Annotated in this window: 19 protein-coding genes; 9 read left to right on the plus strand and 10 right to left on the minus strand. The window is 46.5% G+C overall.

What is annotated here, in order from left to right:
- Positions 1–154: 154 nt before the first annotated feature.
- The 5 genes from ACP4IT_RS01735 to ACP4IT_RS01755 form a co-directional block, all read right to left on the minus strand.
- Positions 155–778 (minus strand): hypothetical protein, encoded by a 624-nt coding sequence (locus ACP4IT_RS01735; protein ID WP_011667015.1) that lies wholly within the window; start codon positions 776–778, stop codon positions 155–157.
- A gap of 46 nt (positions 779–824) precedes the next feature.
- Complete coding sequence (locus tag ACP4IT_RS01740; RefSeq protein ID WP_011667014.1) at positions 825–1244, minus strand: hypothetical protein; 420 nt, start codon at positions 1242–1244, stop codon at positions 825–827.
- A gap of 971 nt (positions 1245–2215) precedes the next feature.
- Positions 2216–2668 (minus strand): MarR family winged helix-turn-helix transcriptional regulator, encoded by a 453-nt coding sequence (locus ACP4IT_RS01745; protein WP_011667013.1) that lies wholly within the window; start codon positions 2666–2668, stop codon positions 2216–2218.
- A complete protein-coding gene (locus ACP4IT_RS01750; RefSeq protein ID WP_011667012.1) occupies positions 2661–3104 on the minus strand; it encodes a GNAT family N-acetyltransferase in 444 nt (147 codons plus the stop codon). Before ACP4IT_RS01750 ends, ACP4IT_RS01745 begins: the two co-directional genes overlap by 8 nt.
- A gap of 79 nt (positions 3105–3183) precedes the next feature.
- Positions 3184–4218: an SDR family oxidoreductase gene (locus ACP4IT_RS01755; protein ID WP_426855159.1), complete on the minus strand. Its 1035-nt coding sequence runs from the start codon at positions 4216–4218 to the stop codon at positions 3184–3186.
- 114 nt (positions 4219–4332) lie between these two features.
- Between ACP4IT_RS01755 and ACP4IT_RS01760 the strand changes: the two genes are divergently transcribed.
- On the plus strand, positions 4333–4899 hold the full coding sequence (locus ACP4IT_RS01760; protein WP_011667212.1) for a TetR/AcrR family transcriptional regulator: 567 nt from the start codon (positions 4333–4335) through the stop codon (positions 4897–4899).
- Between the two features lie 106 nt (positions 4900–5005).
- Here the strand turns inward: ACP4IT_RS01760 and ACP4IT_RS01765 are convergent, their stop codons facing one another.
- The gene (locus ACP4IT_RS01765) at positions 5006–5539 is read right to left on the minus strand and encodes a PadR family transcriptional regulator (RefSeq protein WP_024855242.1); all 534 of its coding nucleotides are present in this window, start codon (positions 5537–5539) and stop codon (positions 5006–5008) included.
- A gap of 160 nt (positions 5540–5699) precedes the next feature.
- Here ACP4IT_RS01765 and ACP4IT_RS01770 point away from each other — a divergent pair, with 160 nt between their 5' ends.
- The 3 genes from ACP4IT_RS01770 (at position 5700) to ACP4IT_RS01780 (ending at position 7145) form a co-directional block, all read left to right on the plus strand.
- Complete coding sequence (locus ACP4IT_RS01770; protein ID WP_024855243.1) at positions 5700–6236, plus strand: phenolic acid decarboxylase; 537 nt, start codon at positions 5700–5702, stop codon at positions 6234–6236.
- A 188-nt stretch (positions 6237–6424) separates the two neighbouring features.
- The gene (locus ACP4IT_RS01775; RefSeq protein ID WP_011667209.1) at positions 6425–6619 is read left to right on the plus strand and encodes a hypothetical protein; all 195 of its coding nucleotides are present in this window, start codon (positions 6425–6427) and stop codon (positions 6617–6619) included.
- Between the two features lie 61 nt (positions 6620–6680).
- The gene (locus ACP4IT_RS01780; RefSeq protein WP_011667208.1) at positions 6681–7145 is read left to right on the plus strand and encodes an NUDIX hydrolase; all 465 of its coding nucleotides are present in this window, start codon (positions 6681–6683) and stop codon (positions 7143–7145) included.
- Positions 7146–7203: 58 nt separating this feature from the next.
- On the opposite strand, the gene ACP4IT_RS01785 is transcribed toward ACP4IT_RS01780, so the two are convergent.
- Positions 7204–7371, minus strand: coding sequence for a hypothetical protein (locus ACP4IT_RS01785; protein WP_011667011.1), 168 nt, complete (start codon positions 7369–7371; stop codon positions 7204–7206).
- Positions 7372–7666: 295 nt separating this feature from the next.
- Between ACP4IT_RS01785 and ACP4IT_RS01790 the strand changes: the two genes are divergently transcribed.
- The 4 genes from ACP4IT_RS01790 to ACP4IT_RS01805 all read left to right on the plus strand — a co-directional run bounded on the left by ACP4IT_RS01790 (position 7667) and on the right by ACP4IT_RS01805 (position 11669).
- Positions 7667–9127 carry a zinc ribbon domain-containing protein gene (locus tag ACP4IT_RS01790; RefSeq protein ID WP_011667010.1) on the plus strand — a complete coding sequence of 487 codons (1461 nt, stop codon included), beginning with the start codon at positions 7667–7669 and terminating at the stop codon, positions 9125–9127.
- Positions 9128–9145: 18 nt separating this feature from the next.
- Positions 9146–10009, plus strand: coding sequence for a zinc ribbon domain-containing protein (locus ACP4IT_RS01795; RefSeq protein ID WP_156646530.1), 864 nt, complete (start codon positions 9146–9148; stop codon positions 10007–10009).
- A gap of 92 nt (positions 10010–10101) precedes the next feature.
- Complete coding sequence (locus ACP4IT_RS01800; RefSeq protein ID WP_011667008.1) at positions 10102–10626, plus strand: GNAT family N-acetyltransferase; 525 nt, start codon at positions 10102–10104, stop codon at positions 10624–10626.
- A 386-nt stretch (positions 10627–11012) separates the two neighbouring features.
- Positions 11013–11669: an EAL domain-containing protein gene (locus ACP4IT_RS01805; RefSeq protein ID WP_011667007.1), complete on the plus strand. Its 657-nt coding sequence runs from the start codon at positions 11013–11015 to the stop codon at positions 11667–11669.
- A 65-nt stretch (positions 11670–11734) separates the two neighbouring features.
- On the opposite strand, the gene ACP4IT_RS01810 is transcribed toward ACP4IT_RS01805, so the two are convergent.
- Positions 11735–12313 (minus strand): TetR/AcrR family transcriptional regulator, encoded by a 579-nt coding sequence (locus ACP4IT_RS01810; RefSeq protein WP_011667006.1) that lies wholly within the window; start codon positions 12311–12313, stop codon positions 11735–11737.
- 86 nt (positions 12314–12399) lie between these two features.
- Here ACP4IT_RS01810 and ACP4IT_RS01815 point away from each other — a divergent pair, with 86 nt between their 5' ends.
- Positions 12400–13734, plus strand: a complete 1335-nt coding sequence (locus tag ACP4IT_RS01815; RefSeq protein ID WP_011667005.1) for an ABC transporter permease — start codon at positions 12400–12402, stop codon at positions 13732–13734.
- Between the two features lie 62 nt (positions 13735–13796).
- Here the strand turns inward: ACP4IT_RS01815 and ACP4IT_RS01820 are convergent, their stop codons facing one another.
- Both ACP4IT_RS01820 and ACP4IT_RS01825 read right to left on the minus strand, forming a co-directional pair.
- A complete protein-coding gene (locus ACP4IT_RS01820; protein ID WP_011667004.1) occupies positions 13797–14513 on the minus strand; it encodes a response regulator in 717 nt (238 codons plus the stop codon).
- Positions 14510–16102, minus strand: a complete 1593-nt coding sequence (locus ACP4IT_RS01825) for an ATP-binding protein (RefSeq protein ID WP_011667003.1) — start codon at positions 16100–16102, stop codon at positions 14510–14512. The genes ACP4IT_RS01820 and ACP4IT_RS01825 overlap by 4 nt, the downstream gene beginning before the upstream one ends.
- Between the last annotated feature and the right edge of the window lie 27 nt (positions 16103–16129).

The raw sequence follows: 16129 nt of genomic DNA on the forward strand, positions 1-16129 counted from the left end.
AAAAAAGAGGGGGGACAAAAGGTGGCTAATGCTCGCCAGCTGCCTTTTGGCGCACGTTTCGGCACTCAATATTTGGCAACGCAAAAAGAGCCCGAGACTTTTGTCCCCGACCCTTCTCATATTCGTATCAATACTGATTGGGCTTCTTGTAGCTTTAGATACCGCGTCCATTCTCATCCGAGATCTTCGTGACACGGTAGCTGGCCACAATCCCCAGTAAGTCCCGTCGTTGTCGGGTTAACGTTATCTCAATTCCGGAGTTGTCGCCCTTAAGGTTGGCCAAATAGATGTGCTGGTGATTGCTCATGGTTAATTCTTCGCTTATGGCAACGGCCTGACCCCGTTTTAACTCAGCGGACAACCGATCAGATGTGGTTAGTTCCCTTAGCCGGTTACGCTGGATAGCCCGGTTAACTGACTTCTCGGCTGTCTGGGATGGTAAATAGTCCTCAAAATAGGCATTAGCACTTCCCAGCAATAACAACCCAATAATTACCGCGAAGTTAACGGCCCGTGCTGGTTTAGAGAAAAAATTAACCAGCAATTCATAGCTCGACCGGCGCTGCCAGAGCCAAACACCGCCAGCTACCAATCCATACACCACAAACGTCATGAAGTAGGCTAGAACAACCACGACTAACGTACTGGCTATGCTGACTTTAACAATCCCGGTAGCGGTATCGTTCATCGTGGTTTGCGATGTCATGATCGCCTCGCCAACGATGACAACGCCTAAGAAAAACAAGCTCAAACATCGCTGATAGATTATCATTAGCATTCGTTTCACACGATCCCCCCGCTCCACAAGGCCACACCGGGATGACTTACCGTCGATCCTGCCATAACCGATAGGCCAACACGAATACACCACAGAATAATAAAAAGAGACGCGTAATAAAGTCAATTCCCCATCGAACTAGCCAGCTCTCTTTGCCCTGCGCATCACCGATTCTGGTGACACCAAACATGCCCGTATTGGCATAGCTTGAACCGAGTCGCATCGCTTCTTGTTCCGCATTCTTTCGTGGCTGATTGAGTTGTCCCTCAAAATCCCGCGAGTTCTCAATATGGTGCCGCGTCACCAAATAAATGGCCGGAAAAATGACGATATAGCTCACGATCAGGTAAACATTCCACCAACTCAATTGGAACCGTAATGCCTGTTGCGCCACATCATAATTGCTAATTAACATAATCAAAACAAATGGAACCAATCCTTTTAAATACAACTTGGCAATCTGCATGCCATTCATCTCCCTAAGCTTAAAGTTACCCACATGTTATGCATACATCATTTATTTCTCTAAGAGTTTAAGACCCCAGCATGATTGAGCTTATAAGACTTCTACCAAATTACTAAGCCACAGGATAAACCACATGTACCCGATAAAACTTTGATCCTACTTTAGGCTTATTAACTGCCAATGTATTTAGATTGATCTCCCCGTTTGATGCATCAAACGCTGTCTTAACCTTATAATACCGCCAAGCTCTTTTCCCGGAATAGCCATATACGCTACCCCCGGGTACCTTCTTAGGCGTCTCTGTCAATGCAATAATCGGGTGACCATTCTTCAGAATGGTAAAGCGCACAGCCTTTTACGGTGTGTTGGGTATCAAAAGACACACGCCCGTTATTCCCGAAATAGTAAAAACTACAATAATCAAAAATGTCGCAATGAGGATTCTTCTTTTTTTCATAACAGCCTTCTTCCTCCACCGAATCATACTAATTAATGGATACCCGTCTTAATTATTCGATAATTTTTAATTCCGCTACGCCACGTGAAGTGTGTTTTGTAATCGTCCTCTGAAATTCATCTATTGCCTATCTTTATTTATGTATAACGCCGAGATATCACGCAATTCGTGATCATCCCGGCGTTGTGTTCTTCACGCTAGAAAACCATTTACTCCTCCAAGAGTTTAAAGGTTCAGCGCTACCGAATTTAGCTACATGAAACTTCTACCAAATAGATGATTAAAACCATTCCCCAATGGTGCTGATCAGCCGCTTACCTATCCATACCTTATGATATACTTATTATTAACAAAATTATACATAAATTATCAATTATTTAGTACGAAGACCTATGTTACAAATAAAGAAAACTGGCTAGCTGATAACAGTTTTCCTAAACTACAACCTATTCCAATTTAATCGCCTGATCTACAAAAAAACACCACGATTGGTTGTCATCGTGGTGTTTCTATTTTAGTAATCTCGCTTTTCGCCGGCCTTCACTCGTTGCCAATCCGCCGTGACATTGGCACTCATCACCGGTAGGATTCGCTTTAACGTAGCCACATCATCTGCCGACAAACCTGCTAGGGCCACTTGATTAGAATAATCATTTTCACGTTTCAAGATGGGATAGATGGCCTGGCCCTTTTCAGTCGGGTACAACACCTTACTCTTCTGGTTACCAGGTAGCGGTTCGCGATACACCAAGCCACCGTCAATCAGTCGCTTAACCGCGTGCGCCGTTGTGGTGCGATCAATCCTAATCAGCTCGGCCAACTGGCCCTGAATGATCCCGGGGTGTTCACATATCCGCGCCAGATAGGCGTACTGGCCACGGGTCAGCTGATATTGCTTGAACTCAACGTTAGCAATCGAATCCAACGCCCGCGCAATACTGCCCACTTCCCGTAACACGTCAGTCATGAGTCGCCTCCAAACGCATATCTAAGTGTGGGATATCATCCTCCAAATAAACCGCTGAGACCGGTTTGAACCCAAATCCGGCATAAAACTTTTGCAAATACGCCTGCGCCTGAATCTGAATAGGCTTGCCCGGAAACCGCTTGGCGATTGCGTCCAACGTTGCCTGCACGATCTGCTGGCCCAACCCAGTACCTCGATAAGCTTTAACCACCAACACCCGGCCAAAGGTCACCGAATCACCGCGATCCATGATCCGCGTGTACGCCTGCAATTGACCAGCATCGTCCGTTAGCTGGACGTGAAGGTCATCAAAATCATTGGCATCCACTTCTTGATACGGGCAATTCTGCTCCACAACGAAGACGGCAACCCGTTCCTTTAGCACCTGAACCAGTTCCTGACTGGTCAATTCATTGGTCTGCTTGACTGTCAGCATGGCCATCACCCCTTTTAGTTTCTGGGGCTAAGTGTACCACGATATTGTTGCATAAGCAACAATACAATTAACTTTCAACCTATCCCTGTACGATGCCTAAGTCTAACATCGACTGCGCCGTAGCAATGATGGCCGTCTTGGCCGACCGTGGCTGCCATCCCAACAGATTCACCGCTTTAGCATTACTAGTTTCCGCGTATTCACCCACGATAGAAGCAATCATCTTCAAATCTGGTTTTACCAGAGCTGCTGCTTTAATTGCCGCATTAGAGATTGTCTTAGTGGGTAACTTAGATGCAAACTGCGGAAAGGCTACCCGTAAAATATTCGCGACGTCTAACATAGATAACGTTTCTCCGGTAGTCGCTAAGAACCGTTCACCAGCTGCTTGCGGTTGCGTCATGGCTAGCAAGTGGAGACTAGCGACATCCCGCACGTCAACGTATCCCAAATCAACGTTGGGAACGGCCTTCACCTGCCCCTCCAGTAATTGTTGAATCTGGACATTAGAATGGGAGTAATCACTCGCCAAGACAGGACCCATCACACCAACTGGATTTACAGCCGCTAGCTCCATCCCTCGTCCTGCCGTTTTAATAAATTGCCAAGCCGCTTGTTCAGCCAATGTCTTGGATTTTTGATAAGGGTGAATTTTCTTCGCCGTCACATCCGACCAGTCCGCTTCGGTATAGGGGGTCGTTCGATGATGATGGCCCGCAAAGATCGCCCCATAAGCGGAGGTCAAGACCACCCGCGAAACACCGGCATCACGGGCAGCTGTCAACACCCGCAAGACCCCGTCGATAGCCGGGCGAATCATCTCATCTTCATTCCGGTAAACCCGGTTAGGGGTCGGTGACGCCACATGAATCACGTAAGTCGCTCCCGTCATCGTTGCCGCCCAATGATCGTCACTGGTTAAGTCGGCTTCCGTAATCTCCAAGTCGGTTAGATCAGTCACACCACCGGTTGCTAACATCTCATGAATTAAGGCTGTCCGTTTCAATGACCGGACTGTCGTTCGCACGGCATACCCCTGCTGGAGTAATTGTAAAATAATATGGATAGCAATAAAGCCACTTCCACCGGTTATAACGACTAATTCTTTTTTCATCATTATTCACGCTCGCTTTCGTTTCACTTGTAACGTCTGTGAAAGTAGCATACAATGACCCCAGACCTAATTCAAGGCAATCACGAGCATCTATGACAGAACGGAGTAATTGTAATGGCAGCGACCAAACACGCCCAACAAATTAAACAAGATTCACAAGACTACTTAGCGACCGCCCTCCTCCAATTATTAGCCACCAAAGATTTAGCCGACTTAACGGTCACTCAAGTGGTGAAGCGGGCTGGCGTTAGTCGCATGGCCTTTTATCGTAACTTCAATACCCTTGACGACGTGCTCACAGCTTACTTTGGTCCCATCATGACAGCCCGCTTTGCGGATATCGCCAAGCTACCGACAGCCGACAAGTTGCAGGCACTTGGCGACTTCTTCACCAGTTTCTCAACAACCCTCAAACTCTCCGCAGACCGGGGATTTGAACACATTATCCGTCAGGTCTTCAATGATAATATGCGGACCTTCTATGCGACTAACGCGACCTGGCACGGGATCACATCGACTCAGCAGACCTACTGGATTAGTTTTATGAGTGCTGGTGTCTACGCCATTTGGCGGGATTGGTTGTTGGGCGGACAACAAGAATCATTGACCACCATTCACGATCTCATCGCTACTTTCCAGCAAACTACCATGATGGGACTGCTTCAGCAGGATAAATCCTAACTTTGACGTTGGTAACACCCCACCTCAATCATCATTCTGCTAGACACGAAAAAGGTTCCGCAACCCGACTATATCCGTCGTTGCGGAACCTTTTTCGTCTATTCATTTAACTCAAGTATTTTTCCAACCACTCGACATAGTAGCGCTCACGGCCGATGGCATGATCCAAAATCAAATAATGCCCGTACGCCTGGTCAATGGCCGTTTGATCCGGAAAAACCGTCTGCTGGCGCTCTTGCAGATGGGCCAGTTGCGCCCGGTGTAAAGCCGCTTGCTCCTGCAACATTGGCTGCAAACGGGGATCATCGCTGGTCTTAATGAAGTAGAGCTTTAAAATAAACTCGTCCTTGGTCGCCGTCAACTCTGGCGATGGCTCGCTCACCCACGCAACCAACTTATCATGCCCGGTCGGCGTTAATGAATACTGCTTTTTAGCCAGCTTTTCTCCACTAACGGTGTCCTCATGGGTAATGTCACCGGCGGTTTCTAAGCGTTTAAGCATCGGATAAATCTGGCTGTGTTGCGCCTGCCAAAACTCACCGATCTCATGTTCAAAGGCCTTGGTCAAGTCATAACCCGTCTGTGGCCGCTGATTGAGCAGTCCTAAGATAATATATTGTAATCGATTTCGCTGACCGATAATGGCCGCCTCCTTGCCTGACTGTTGTCTTCATTGAACCAGTTTCATAAAAAAACTGCAAGAAAATTATTGACGTTTCCGAAATTTCGCGTTACAGTAATCACATAAACAAAAACATGTAATTAATTACATGTTCGTTATTAAAAAGGAGCGCTTTATGATGACTAAAGAATTCAAAACATTAGACGACTTTTTAGGTACCCACTTCATCTACACCTACGACAACGGCTGGGAATACGAATGGTACGCTAAGAATGACCACACCGTTGATTACCGAATCCATGGTGGCATGGTCGCTGGGCGGTGGGTTACTGACCAAGCAGCCAACATTGTGATGCTGGTTCCCGGCATCTACAAAGTTGCCTGGACAGAACCAACGGGAACCGACGTTGCGCTTGATTTCGTTCCCAACGAAAAGAAGCTAAACGGTACCATCTTCTTCCCTAAGTGGGTTGAAGAACATCCCGAAATCACGGTAACTTATCAAAACGAACACATTGATTTAATGGAAGAATCCCGTGAAAAGTATGACACTTATCCTAAGTTAGTCGTACCCGAATTTGCCAACATCACGTACATGGGTGACGCTGGTCAAGACAACGAAGATGTTATTAGCGAAGCCCCATACGCCGGCATGCCCGACGACATCCGGGCTGGCAAGTACTTCGATAGTAATTACAAGCGGATCAAGAAATAAGCTTAACTTTACTTAAAACGCGTGCCCCTTTCTAGTGGAAAAGAGGCACGCGTTTTACCGTTCAACTGACTAACGTTCATGATTATCGCCTAAATAACGGCTTTTAATCTCGAATTGTCTATCAATAATTGTTCTTTGATTCGGTCCTTGATATGCTAAGAGTAGCTAGTTTTATGGGGGAGATTTAGATGAAAAATTTAAGGAACAATCTTGATTGGTGGGTCAAATTTATTATTTCATTAATTGCCTGCCTCGTTATCGACTGGGCAGCCAGCCAATTTTTAGGAACTGCACTTTGGGCCCTCATTATCGAATTCTTCTTGACGTGCCTGCTACTGCTGATCGCTATCATTTTGGCGGACACCTGGCATCAGCCCCGCTAACCCTACGGCCCAAAATCGGGTATACTGAACCTAACTCTTAGTAGAAAGTAGGTCAGCGTCTATGGCAAATTACATCAAGGAAATTCGCGAACTCGTCGGTCACAAACCCATCATTCTTAATGCCTCTGGTGGTCTGGTGACCAACGAGCGACACGAGACTTTACTGAATCTACGGACCGATACGCATAACTGGAGCTTGCCCGGTGGTTACTTAGAATACGGCGAGACCTTTGCGACCGCCTGCATCCGCGAAGTCAAAGAAGACAGCGGCTTGGATGTTGAGATTATCCAGTCACTGGGAATCTTCGACCAAGGATTTACGACCTATCCAAACGGTGACGTCACCCAAGTGATCTCCCAACTGTACTGGGTAAAGCCAATTGGCGGGCATCTCCTATCAGCAGCCACGGATGAGACACTGGACCTCCAGTACTTCCCTCTAGATGACCTACCACCCTTGTTAAACCAGCAAACTGCTGACATGTTAGCAGCCGCCCAAACCTACTTTGCTCAACAAAATCACTAATGACCTCTAGCGCGCGATATTTTCGAGCGCTTTTTTTATGCGTTTTCACGACGCACAACTACTCGCCATCCATACTCCAAATAATTAAAAACAACCCCATAGCAACGCCTAACAGCTTAACCGACCAGTTATCAAATGACCATGAGAGCGCCTCGGCTATCCAAAAAGCAATGCCAAACCAAAATAGCCAACGCCGGTAAAAGTGGTGGTTGAATTTTTTCCCCATACGTCACACCTCCGCTGTCAGGATAGCACGGTGGTGTCCGGCAGCAATTGATAATGGCTTACTTTTGCCAGTCAGCCAACTAGCCAAAATATTCTGCCGATTAACTTAGCTTTAGCGTATAATAATCATTATGTGAAGTTTTAATCCATCATGCAACCGAGTCCACTATCTCTTTCTACCATAGCTAAACCTGCTGAACCTTTATTGATACATATTTATAAGCGCCGTTTTTCAGAAAAAGTTGCTGACGATGGATTAAGGCTGTCATGCAATCTGACTTACTGGAGGAATTTTCATGCATCACACGCGTTTTACTCTGCCCGCTGATAACCAACCCGGCGGTCAGCCAAATCAATTCTGTCCCAACTGTGGTCATCCCGTGGCTGAAGGTGATACCTTCTGTGAAAATTGTGGTTATAATCTTAAAACCGCAACCCCTGAAGCCCATACGGCAACGGCTCAGCCTAAAACCCCAACGCCGCAACGTTCTCAGCGACGGCCGATGACGAAGAAAACCAAACGTTGGGGCTGGGGATTAAGTATTATTATCCTCTTACTGGTTATCTTTGGCATTTGGGGTAATCATTATTACTCTCGGCAAGCAACATTGAACCGGGTGGTAACCCATCTCAGAACCGGGAAAAATCTCACAACATCAGTCACCACTAATAGTTCCGCTTTAAAGCTGACGAACTCTTCAATGAAGCCTTTGTCACGTTATTACCAACAGCATCCCAAGGCATTGGCAACCCTGAAAGCTGAATTGGAAAATGGTGGTGTAAGCAGTGATGAAACACTAACTTACGGCCAAAATGGGCATCATCTGCTGTTCTTCCCTAAGTATCAATTAACCGTTAATCCGGTAAGACCAACCATCACAACTAATCACAAGGATACTGTCATTAAACTCGATGGCAAAAAAATCGCAACTGCTAATAGTGATTATTATTCCAAAAAATTACCAGCCATGGTTCCCGGCCAGTATACCTTGGCGTCCAACGGCACTGTCAGTGGCCACCAGATTACCAATAAGGCCAGCTACCATATCACCACTAACGCCACCTACGACCTTAGTCTAAAAACAATTTCCGTCACTTTCAAGACGCTAGCCAACTCAACCGTTTATCTAAACGGTAAAAAACTTGGTGTAGCAGACAGTAGTGGCTTATTGACAATGAAAGATGAGCCTTGGTCTCAAGATATGAAAGCCTATGCGACTTATAAAGTTGGGCACAGCCTCATTAAGACTAAAACAGCTAACCTTACCGAAAGTGACGACGGCTACGACGTTGCGCTTAACTATCCAGGTCTAATCGACAAGGATACTGCCGACGATCTCATTAGTGACGTCTTCTCAATGGTTGATGACCTAGCTAATGAAGGTGACGACGATGATAGCGTGACTAGCGATGACGATTCATCATTACCCGATTACTTCATGGACGGTACTAGCAATAGTCAGTACCAAGAACTTGTCAAAATGGCTGAGGGCTACTATAAGGATGATGACGTTGATTCCGTTGACATGGACATCACCGTTAAAGATGTGGCCCCTGGAACTGATGAATCTAGCTTAGTCACCTACACCGTTAAGTACACCTTCTACCACGATGACGATGAACACATTCAGGTATATGCCTACACGGCCACTGTCAAACCAGATAGTGATAATGACTCTGGCAATACGAATAAAATCACAAAGATTTCCGCTGCCCAAAAGATCAGTGACACCTCAAAGAGTAGCGACGACGACTAAAGGAGTTTATCAAGAATAATGACTAATACAACCAAGTTTTGTCCGCATTGCGGCAATGAAGTTCAGGCTAATGCCAAATTTTGTCCCAAATGTGGTCAACCATTGACAGCCAACTCGCAAAATACTTCCGACAAACAACCAACCGCGAACCCAACTGACCAAACAACATCGTCAGCTACTTCTACTCAGCCCAACCCCTCACTCGAGCGGGCCAAACGCTTCTCTGGCAACTTTTTCTCATGGTGGTTAGCCACGATTCGCCAACCAGCGACCCTGCAAGCTAACACACATCGCTACTTCGGGATCACGGCCTTTCTTCTTGAGATTCTAGTTGCCGTTCTTACGGTGGCAACACTGGCACACCGCTTAGCCTACGCCGCAAACAGTACCCTGAGGAGTTTAACCGACCAACAAGTTAACTTCGGCGGCACTATCTTCAAGGCGAGCTTCTTTCTTTTCATCTTTTTGGTACTAGGGTGCGCCATCTACGTATCATTAGCCTATGGTTTTCGTAAATTGCTTGATATTAACCACACCGAAACTTACTGGGACTTTACCAATCGTTTTGCTAGTCTGACCAATCTGATTTTGATTTTCAATCTCATTGTGTTCGTACTCTGCTTACTAACCAGTAGTGGGAACTTCGGCAGTTTTAATGTCATGTTACTATTCTTCTCGCCCGTACTACTTATCTTAAACCTTGGCTATATCTACAGTATTATTGCAGATGTAACCACAACTCGTTTGGATAAATTTTATACCATTCTTTTGGCCGAAGTTGCTTTAAGCTTGGCCTTGTTCATTCTTTTCGTTATTGCCGGCAGTCTCCTTGGTGGCTCCATTGGAAGCTACCTGGAAGACTTCGAACATAGCTTTTACTGATTTCTAAAACGTCGGGCTATTGGCTCGGCGTTTTTCAATAGCCGCGAAAGTGGTATTCTAAGACATAACACGTATTTCTAGGAGGACATCTCATGAGTTTGATCTATCTAAGACAGGCCACACTAGCTGATTTACCCACTATCATGCCAATTATTGCCAATGCCAAAGCGCTCTTAAAAGCCGATGGCAGTCCCCAGTGGCAAGATGGTTATCCCGATGAAGCCGCGATTACCGCTGATATCAACAATCAGCAGAGTTGGTTATTAATCGTTGATGGTCAAGTTGCCGGTACCGCTGCCCAAGTGGTCGGTGACAACGCTGACTACCACGAGATTACCGGGACCGGTTGGCAAAATACCACCGACACCTATGCCACGATTCATCGGATTGCCTTAAGTTCGGCCTTTGCTGGTCAACACCTGAGCCACTATTTCTTCTCTAACCTGATCAGTCAGGCCTATCAAACTGGCATCCATAACTTCCGCATTGACACCCACAATATGAACAAGCGAATGCAAGCTATTGCCGCTAGTTTTGGCTACCAATACCGCGGCATCATTCACGTTGCCGAACCCGGCGACAACGCTCGTCGTGCTTACGAATTAAACTTAGACTAATTGGCAGCTTAACAAGCTCTTGGTTAGCACCTATAACAGGTAGTTTCAGTATCATTCTGAAACTACCTGTTTTTGATCACCAATTTACGTCCATGTTTTAAGTTCTCCGCCATAATACGTCCCTTGTTTAACTTTATCCCCTAATCGGTCTAATTTCTTACAACTAGACCCGCTAATTTGTGAATGCGCTTCACGAAACCGTTTTCTCAAAAGTGTTACTATTTTTGCTATCTTATCAAGCCATTATGAGGACACTTTCCCTAATCTGGGGCTATCTAGACCATCGTTCACACATCATTACGGCTATAAATTGATTCCCACATGCTGTATAATGGTCACTATCGTATGTCTCTTTTAAATTACCGTAGAAAGGAGATCTTCAATTCATGTATCGATTCTTTGTTCAGCCACAAGTTGACGCCATCACGCAAAAACTTGCCGGCTATGAACTTCTTCTGCGTTCATATTCGCATGACTACTGGGTAACGCCTAAAGACTTCACGGCACTACCGATGGAACAACAAGTCTCGCTATCCTACCAAGAAATTACTAATATTTTACAAAACCATCCAGATAATCCGGAAATTTCATTAAATCTCAACCGTCAGCAGTTCACTGACAGCCGTACCATTGGCCACTTGATCCACTTGAAAAAGTCGGTTAAGAATTTGAAACTGATTATTGAATTGACTGAGACTCCTTCATTAGACGAGCTACACCGCTACGTGGCACTATACCGATCATTTGGTATTAAGCTCAGCTTAGACGATGTCGGCACTGACAACCCGTGGTGTCCCAGTGTTCAAGACGTCTTACCGTTCATGGACAGTATTAAATTTGCCATGCAGAACTTCCGCTTACAACATCGACAGGGGGAACTGATGGGCAGCCTAGACGCTTGGCGCCAAATTGCTGACATCTACCACCTCGGTTTTACCTTAGAAGGCATCGAGGATAAAGCTGATGTTGCACTAGCACAAAAGTACAATGTTAAAGTGGCGCAAGGCTATTACTACAGTAAACCCGTTCCTTATTGCGGGTAGCGTTCCGCTTAAACAAAACTCGTTACGTGCATTAGCACCTAGCGAGTTTTTTTTATTGGCTCATTTTAAAGCCGAAATTGGCTACGTTGCAGTGTCGGCATCACCTGCTCTTGCATGACCGCCACTAGTTCGGCTGGTGACTCCTGTTTACCAGAATCCAGCCACTCCTGCAAGATACTAAGCACCGCACCAGTTGTCATGGCAATCAGGTAACGTTGCGCTACTGGTGACTGATTTTTAATGCCATAATATGGCAGGATATTGTCAGCGGCATTCTGCCGTAATTGATTCTTGATTTGATTCTGAATCTCAACTGAACCTTTCCGGGATAGCAGCAATGTAATCAGATCGCCCTGTTCATTAATCAGCGTTAACAGCTCCGTATATAAGGTCTCCAGGCCGTTGCCCCGATTCGCGTAAAATAATCGCATCCCCATTTTGACCAGATCACGACCGTAGCTGTCAACCAGGTCATACTTATCGACAAAATGGAGATAGAAACCACTCCGACTCACCTGCGCGGCCTGACAGAGATCCCTAACCGTAATATCATCAAAAGCCCGTTTCTTTAATAGCGCAATTAAAGCTGTGTAAATCTTGTGTTGTGTTTTGACATAACGATAATCCTCGGTTCGCTCACCCAAAATTATCCCTCCCATAATCACTTTTTCAGATGTGTCCATTATAATGATTAATCAACCTGCACGCAAAAAGAAAGCGGGTTTTTACATTGAAAAAGTGGTTTAAACATCCCTTAGCATACGTTGCCATTATTCTAGCAATGGTCTGTGGTCTCATCTTTGTCTTGGCAGCAGTTCCCGGATTCAACAAGCTCCCCAGTGGGACCCAAAACCTTCGCGTTGTTGTCCTAGATCAGGACCAATCATCTGTCTCCAAGAATATTGCAACGCACTTAGAAAACAAACTGCCCTTTAAAATGGTCACGGCGACCTCATTTGCTAACGCCAAACGCCAGTTAAATACGCGGCAGGCTGCCCTCATTATTCAAATCGATAAGGGTTTCTACCAGCGAGTCACCCGGGGACAAGCGCCTAAGCTGACGTATACCGTTAATCAGTCGAACGGCTTGCTACAAAACATGGTGACCAAAAACGTCACTACTCAAGTCACTACTCAAGTTGCCTCCCAATTAACTACGGCCAAGGTCACCCAGATGCTCGCACAATCGACTGGCAAGGCCCTCATGCAAAAGCAACAAGCCGTGGCTAAACAGCAAGTTAAACAACAACTCCAGGCTTCCTTGGCAAAATCACCTCAGCTAGCACAACAACCGGCACAATTGAAAAAACTGCAACAACAAGCAATTGCTCGGGTAAAGCGCCAGCAACAACAACGCTTAATGCCCCAAGTTAAAAAGCAAGCAGCCGCAACCGCAGCGACCTTAACGGGTCAAGTTGCCACGACCACAACTAAACTGCACGCGTTACCAACCAATTATCAATATCAATTTGCTCCTATGTTTCTGAACTTAGGTGCCTATCTAGGAATCATGCTGATGAGTCTCGTCTTAACCCTGATGTTCATGAGTGCTCGCCACGTTATCGGTAAATGGTCTGCCTTACTTGCTGTCCAGCTTAACGGATTCATCGGCGTTCTAGTCGCCCCACTCGTTACGCTAGGAACGCTCCGCTGCCTAATTAGCTTCTCCAGTTCGGCTTTCTGGCAACTATTCGGCGTTCAGGTACTCTTTGGCTTAGCGGTCTTTGAATTTACCTTAGCCATTGCCTTTCTGTGCGGTGGTCTTCCTTCCATGATTCTTCAACTGCCACTGCTAGTAAGTCAGGTGGTAGCAAGTGGTGCGATCATCCCACGGCCAGCATTAAACGGCTTTTATCGCTGGTTGAGTACCCACACACCGATGTCTCAAGGTGTATACTCAACATTTAATGCGCTCTATGGCGGGGCTAACAGCGGCTATACCAGTGCGTTATGGTGGTTGATTAGCCTGAGCTTACTTGCCGTCATCCTGATTGGGTGGCTGGGTTATCGTTCGACCAAAACGAATCCGTTATCCCGGTTGGTTCCCTTTACGGCTGGCAACTAATAGCCATTATAAAAATGGACCTGCTAGAAGTTAAGTCTTCTGACAGGTCCATTTTGGTTCGTTCATGTTAAGTACGGTTGAATCAGCCGCTCACTAGTTGGCACAACTTGAAAGGTGGTCAACGGCCGGCCACTGCTCTGATAAACAATCGCTGAGGTCAGATAGCCCATAGCTACCAAAAAATCCACGTATTTCTTGGTGGAGACCCGGGATAACCCCGTTTGATCTGCCACATCTTGATTAGAAAACCCCGGCTTTAAGGTTGCCAGCGCCGTGACGATTCGCTGTAGCGATAACTTGGTTAGCCCCTTGGGTAATTCGGCAGTGGTCGTTGTTGAAACCGGCACCGTTGCCCCCAAGAACAAGCTATCCAAGTCGGTCTGTGACACCGTGTGCTTATCATCCACTGCCAATAACCGCGTGAATTTAGCCATTGCTTGTTGAAACCGGTCGAACGTAAAGGGCTTAATTAAGAAATCCAACACACCATAGTTCACGGCTTCCTTTAACGTTTGTTGGTCATTAGCCGCCGTCATCATAATTACTTGCGGATGCAGCTGACGGCCTAAGAGCTCAGCCAAAAATTCCGTCCCACTTAACTGGGGGAGATACATATCTAATAGAATTAACGTATATTCTGCTAAATCCGGTCGTGCCAATGCTGCCACTGCACTCGGACATTCCACAATCGTTGCCGCCTGTAATTGGGGAATGCGTTCTAAGAAGCGGTGGTTAATCAACCGCACCATCGGATCATCTTCAATAATTAATATTTTCATTTTGGCGCTCCCGTCTCCACTTGAATCGTCACCACTGTCCCTTGGGGAGAATTGGCCGTTATGGCTAAAGTCCCCTTCAGCGTGGTTACAGCAGCCATAATCAAGCTCATCCCATATCCCCGCTGTGGCCCCTTAGTTGAGAAGCCTTGGGTAAACATCTGGGTGCGCACCGCTGGACTAATCCCACTGCCCGTATCCGTCACGACAATTGTTAATGTGCCAGTTGCCGTTAGTACTAACCGCAGCGTCACCTGATCGGTCGACTTGGGTGCTGTAATTGCCGCAATCGCATTATCTAATAGATTACTGACAATCCGTAAAGCGAGAACTTCCACCCGATTTTCGAAGGTCACCTGAGTCACCGCCGATTGGGCATCGATAGTCAGTGAAAACCCTTGTTCCTTAGCCTCTTGGCGTTTACCCAAAATGAGCCCCACCATGGCCGGCCACTTAATTTTGTCCGTGACTGCTCCGACGTCTTGGTGATAGGAATTAGTAATTTCCTGCATAAACTGCAACGCACGGGGATACTCAGCCAGCTCCAGTAAGCCATTGATGACTTGTAGCTGATTCATAAACTCATGCGTTTGGGCCCGGAGCGACGAGATGTAATGCTCCGTTCCGGCTAATTTATCAATCAAGCCCGTAATGGCTGACATATCACGAATAAGCGAGACTTGTCCGATTACCCGTCCCCGCACTCGGAGATCATTGGTCGTCACCAATAGCCGTTTATCTTGAAACGCCACTTCACTCCCACTGGTCTGCCGGGTCGCTGGCGCAAATAAGAGTGCCCGAAGTGTTGCCGGCAAGGGGTCATTCAGTGATAACGGCTGACCAAACAGGTGCTGTGCCGTTTGATTCGCAGAAATAATGCTCCCATTGCGGTTAATTGCAACGATTCCTTCCGGCAATGAATCATCAATTAACTTTTGCCGCGCAATCCGTTCGGAAATCTCGCTAGGTTCCATGCCTAATAACAGATAGCGGAGATACATGCCCAATAAAATGGCCAAAATGCAGCCAATCAGAAAGCCCAGTAACCCGCCCAGCAAGATAGGCCGGGTCTTATGCTGTAACTGCTGATCCAAATTCTGTTGGGTTAGGCCAACACAGACGACCCCAATAACGCGGCCACGGTCATAAACTGGCAGGAATACCCGATACTCTGGTCCCAGTACGCCAGGCTTTTGGGAATAGTGAATCTGACCACGTAATGCTGGGGCTGGGTCCTTAACTGAACTAAAATGATGGCCCACACTCTTCGCTCGTGGATGTGATAAACGAATTAACTGGTGGTTCATCACCACAATAAAATCTACGTCATCGCGACTGACCAACGGTTTAATCACTGTTTGTAAATTCGTATCAGCTCCCGCATTGGAGGCACGAATGACCCGTTTAACTGCCGGCATTTTGGCAGTCGAACGGGCCACCCGCAGAATTCGTCGCTGAATCGTTTGCTTATTCTCCGCTACCGTATCCCGGTGGATCAGGACCACCGTTGTTGCCACTGATACCCCAATTGCCAGTGCCATGACGGCAATCACAATGGCCCAAAACGGGAGTTGTTTCTTCAATTTCTGCACATCCGCCACCTCATTTGCCAATATACC

The organism is Levilactobacillus sp. LN180102 (genome assembly GCF_050106635.1).
GTDB classification, from domain to species: Bacteria; Bacillota; Bacilli; order Lactobacillales; family Lactobacillaceae; genus Levilactobacillus; species Levilactobacillus brevis.

Excerpts from the sequence above, each read along its gene's own strand:
- ACP4IT_RS01745 (WP_011667013.1), bottom strand. The coding sequence starts at position 2,668 with ATGACTGACGTGTTACGGGAAGTGGGCAGTATTGCGCGGGCGTTGGAT.
- ACP4IT_RS01820 (WP_011667004.1), bottom strand. The coding sequence starts at position 14,513 with ATGAAAATATTAATTATTGAAGATGATCCGATGGTGCGGTTGATTAAC.
- ACP4IT_RS01735 (WP_011667015.1), bottom strand. The coding sequence starts at position 778 with ATGCTAATGATAATCTATCAGCGATGTTTGAGCTTGTTTTTCTTAGGC.
- ACP4IT_RS01790 (WP_011667010.1), top strand. The coding sequence starts at position 7,667 with ATGCATCACACGCGTTTTACTCTGCCCGCTGATAACCAACCCGGCGGT.
- ACP4IT_RS01780 (WP_011667208.1), top strand. The coding sequence starts at position 6,681 with ATGGCAAATTACATCAAGGAAATTCGCGAACTCGTCGGTCACAAACCC.
- ACP4IT_RS01760 (WP_011667212.1), top strand. The coding sequence starts at position 4,333 with ATGGCAGCGACCAAACACGCCCAACAAATTAAACAAGATTCACAAGAC.
- ACP4IT_RS01770 (WP_024855243.1), top strand. The coding sequence starts at position 5,700 with ATGACTAAAGAATTCAAAACATTAGACGACTTTTTAGGTACCCACTTC.
- ACP4IT_RS01750 (WP_011667012.1), bottom strand. The coding sequence starts at position 3,104 with ATGCTGACAGTCAAGCAGACCAATGAATTGACCAGTCAGGAACTGGTT.
- ACP4IT_RS01740 (WP_011667014.1), bottom strand. The coding sequence starts at position 1,244 with ATGCAGATTGCCAAGTTGTATTTAAAAGGATTGGTTCCATTTGTTTTG.
- ACP4IT_RS01785 (WP_011667011.1), bottom strand. The coding sequence starts at position 7,371 with ATGGGGAAAAAATTCAACCACCACTTTTACCGGCGTTGGCTATTTTGG.
- ACP4IT_RS01775 (WP_011667209.1), top strand. The coding sequence starts at position 6,425 with ATGAAAAATTTAAGGAACAATCTTGATTGGTGGGTCAAATTTATTATT.
- ACP4IT_RS01755 (WP_426855159.1), bottom strand. The coding sequence starts at position 4,218 with ATGAAAAAAGAATTAGTCGTTATAACCGGTGGAAGTGGCTTTATTGCT.
- ACP4IT_RS01795 (WP_156646530.1), top strand. The coding sequence starts at position 9,146 with ATGACTAATACAACCAAGTTTTGTCCGCATTGCGGCAATGAAGTTCAG.
- ACP4IT_RS01800 (WP_011667008.1), top strand. The coding sequence starts at position 10,102 with ATGAGTTTGATCTATCTAAGACAGGCCACACTAGCTGATTTACCCACT.
- ACP4IT_RS01805 (WP_011667007.1), top strand. The coding sequence starts at position 11,013 with ATGTATCGATTCTTTGTTCAGCCACAAGTTGACGCCATCACGCAAAAA.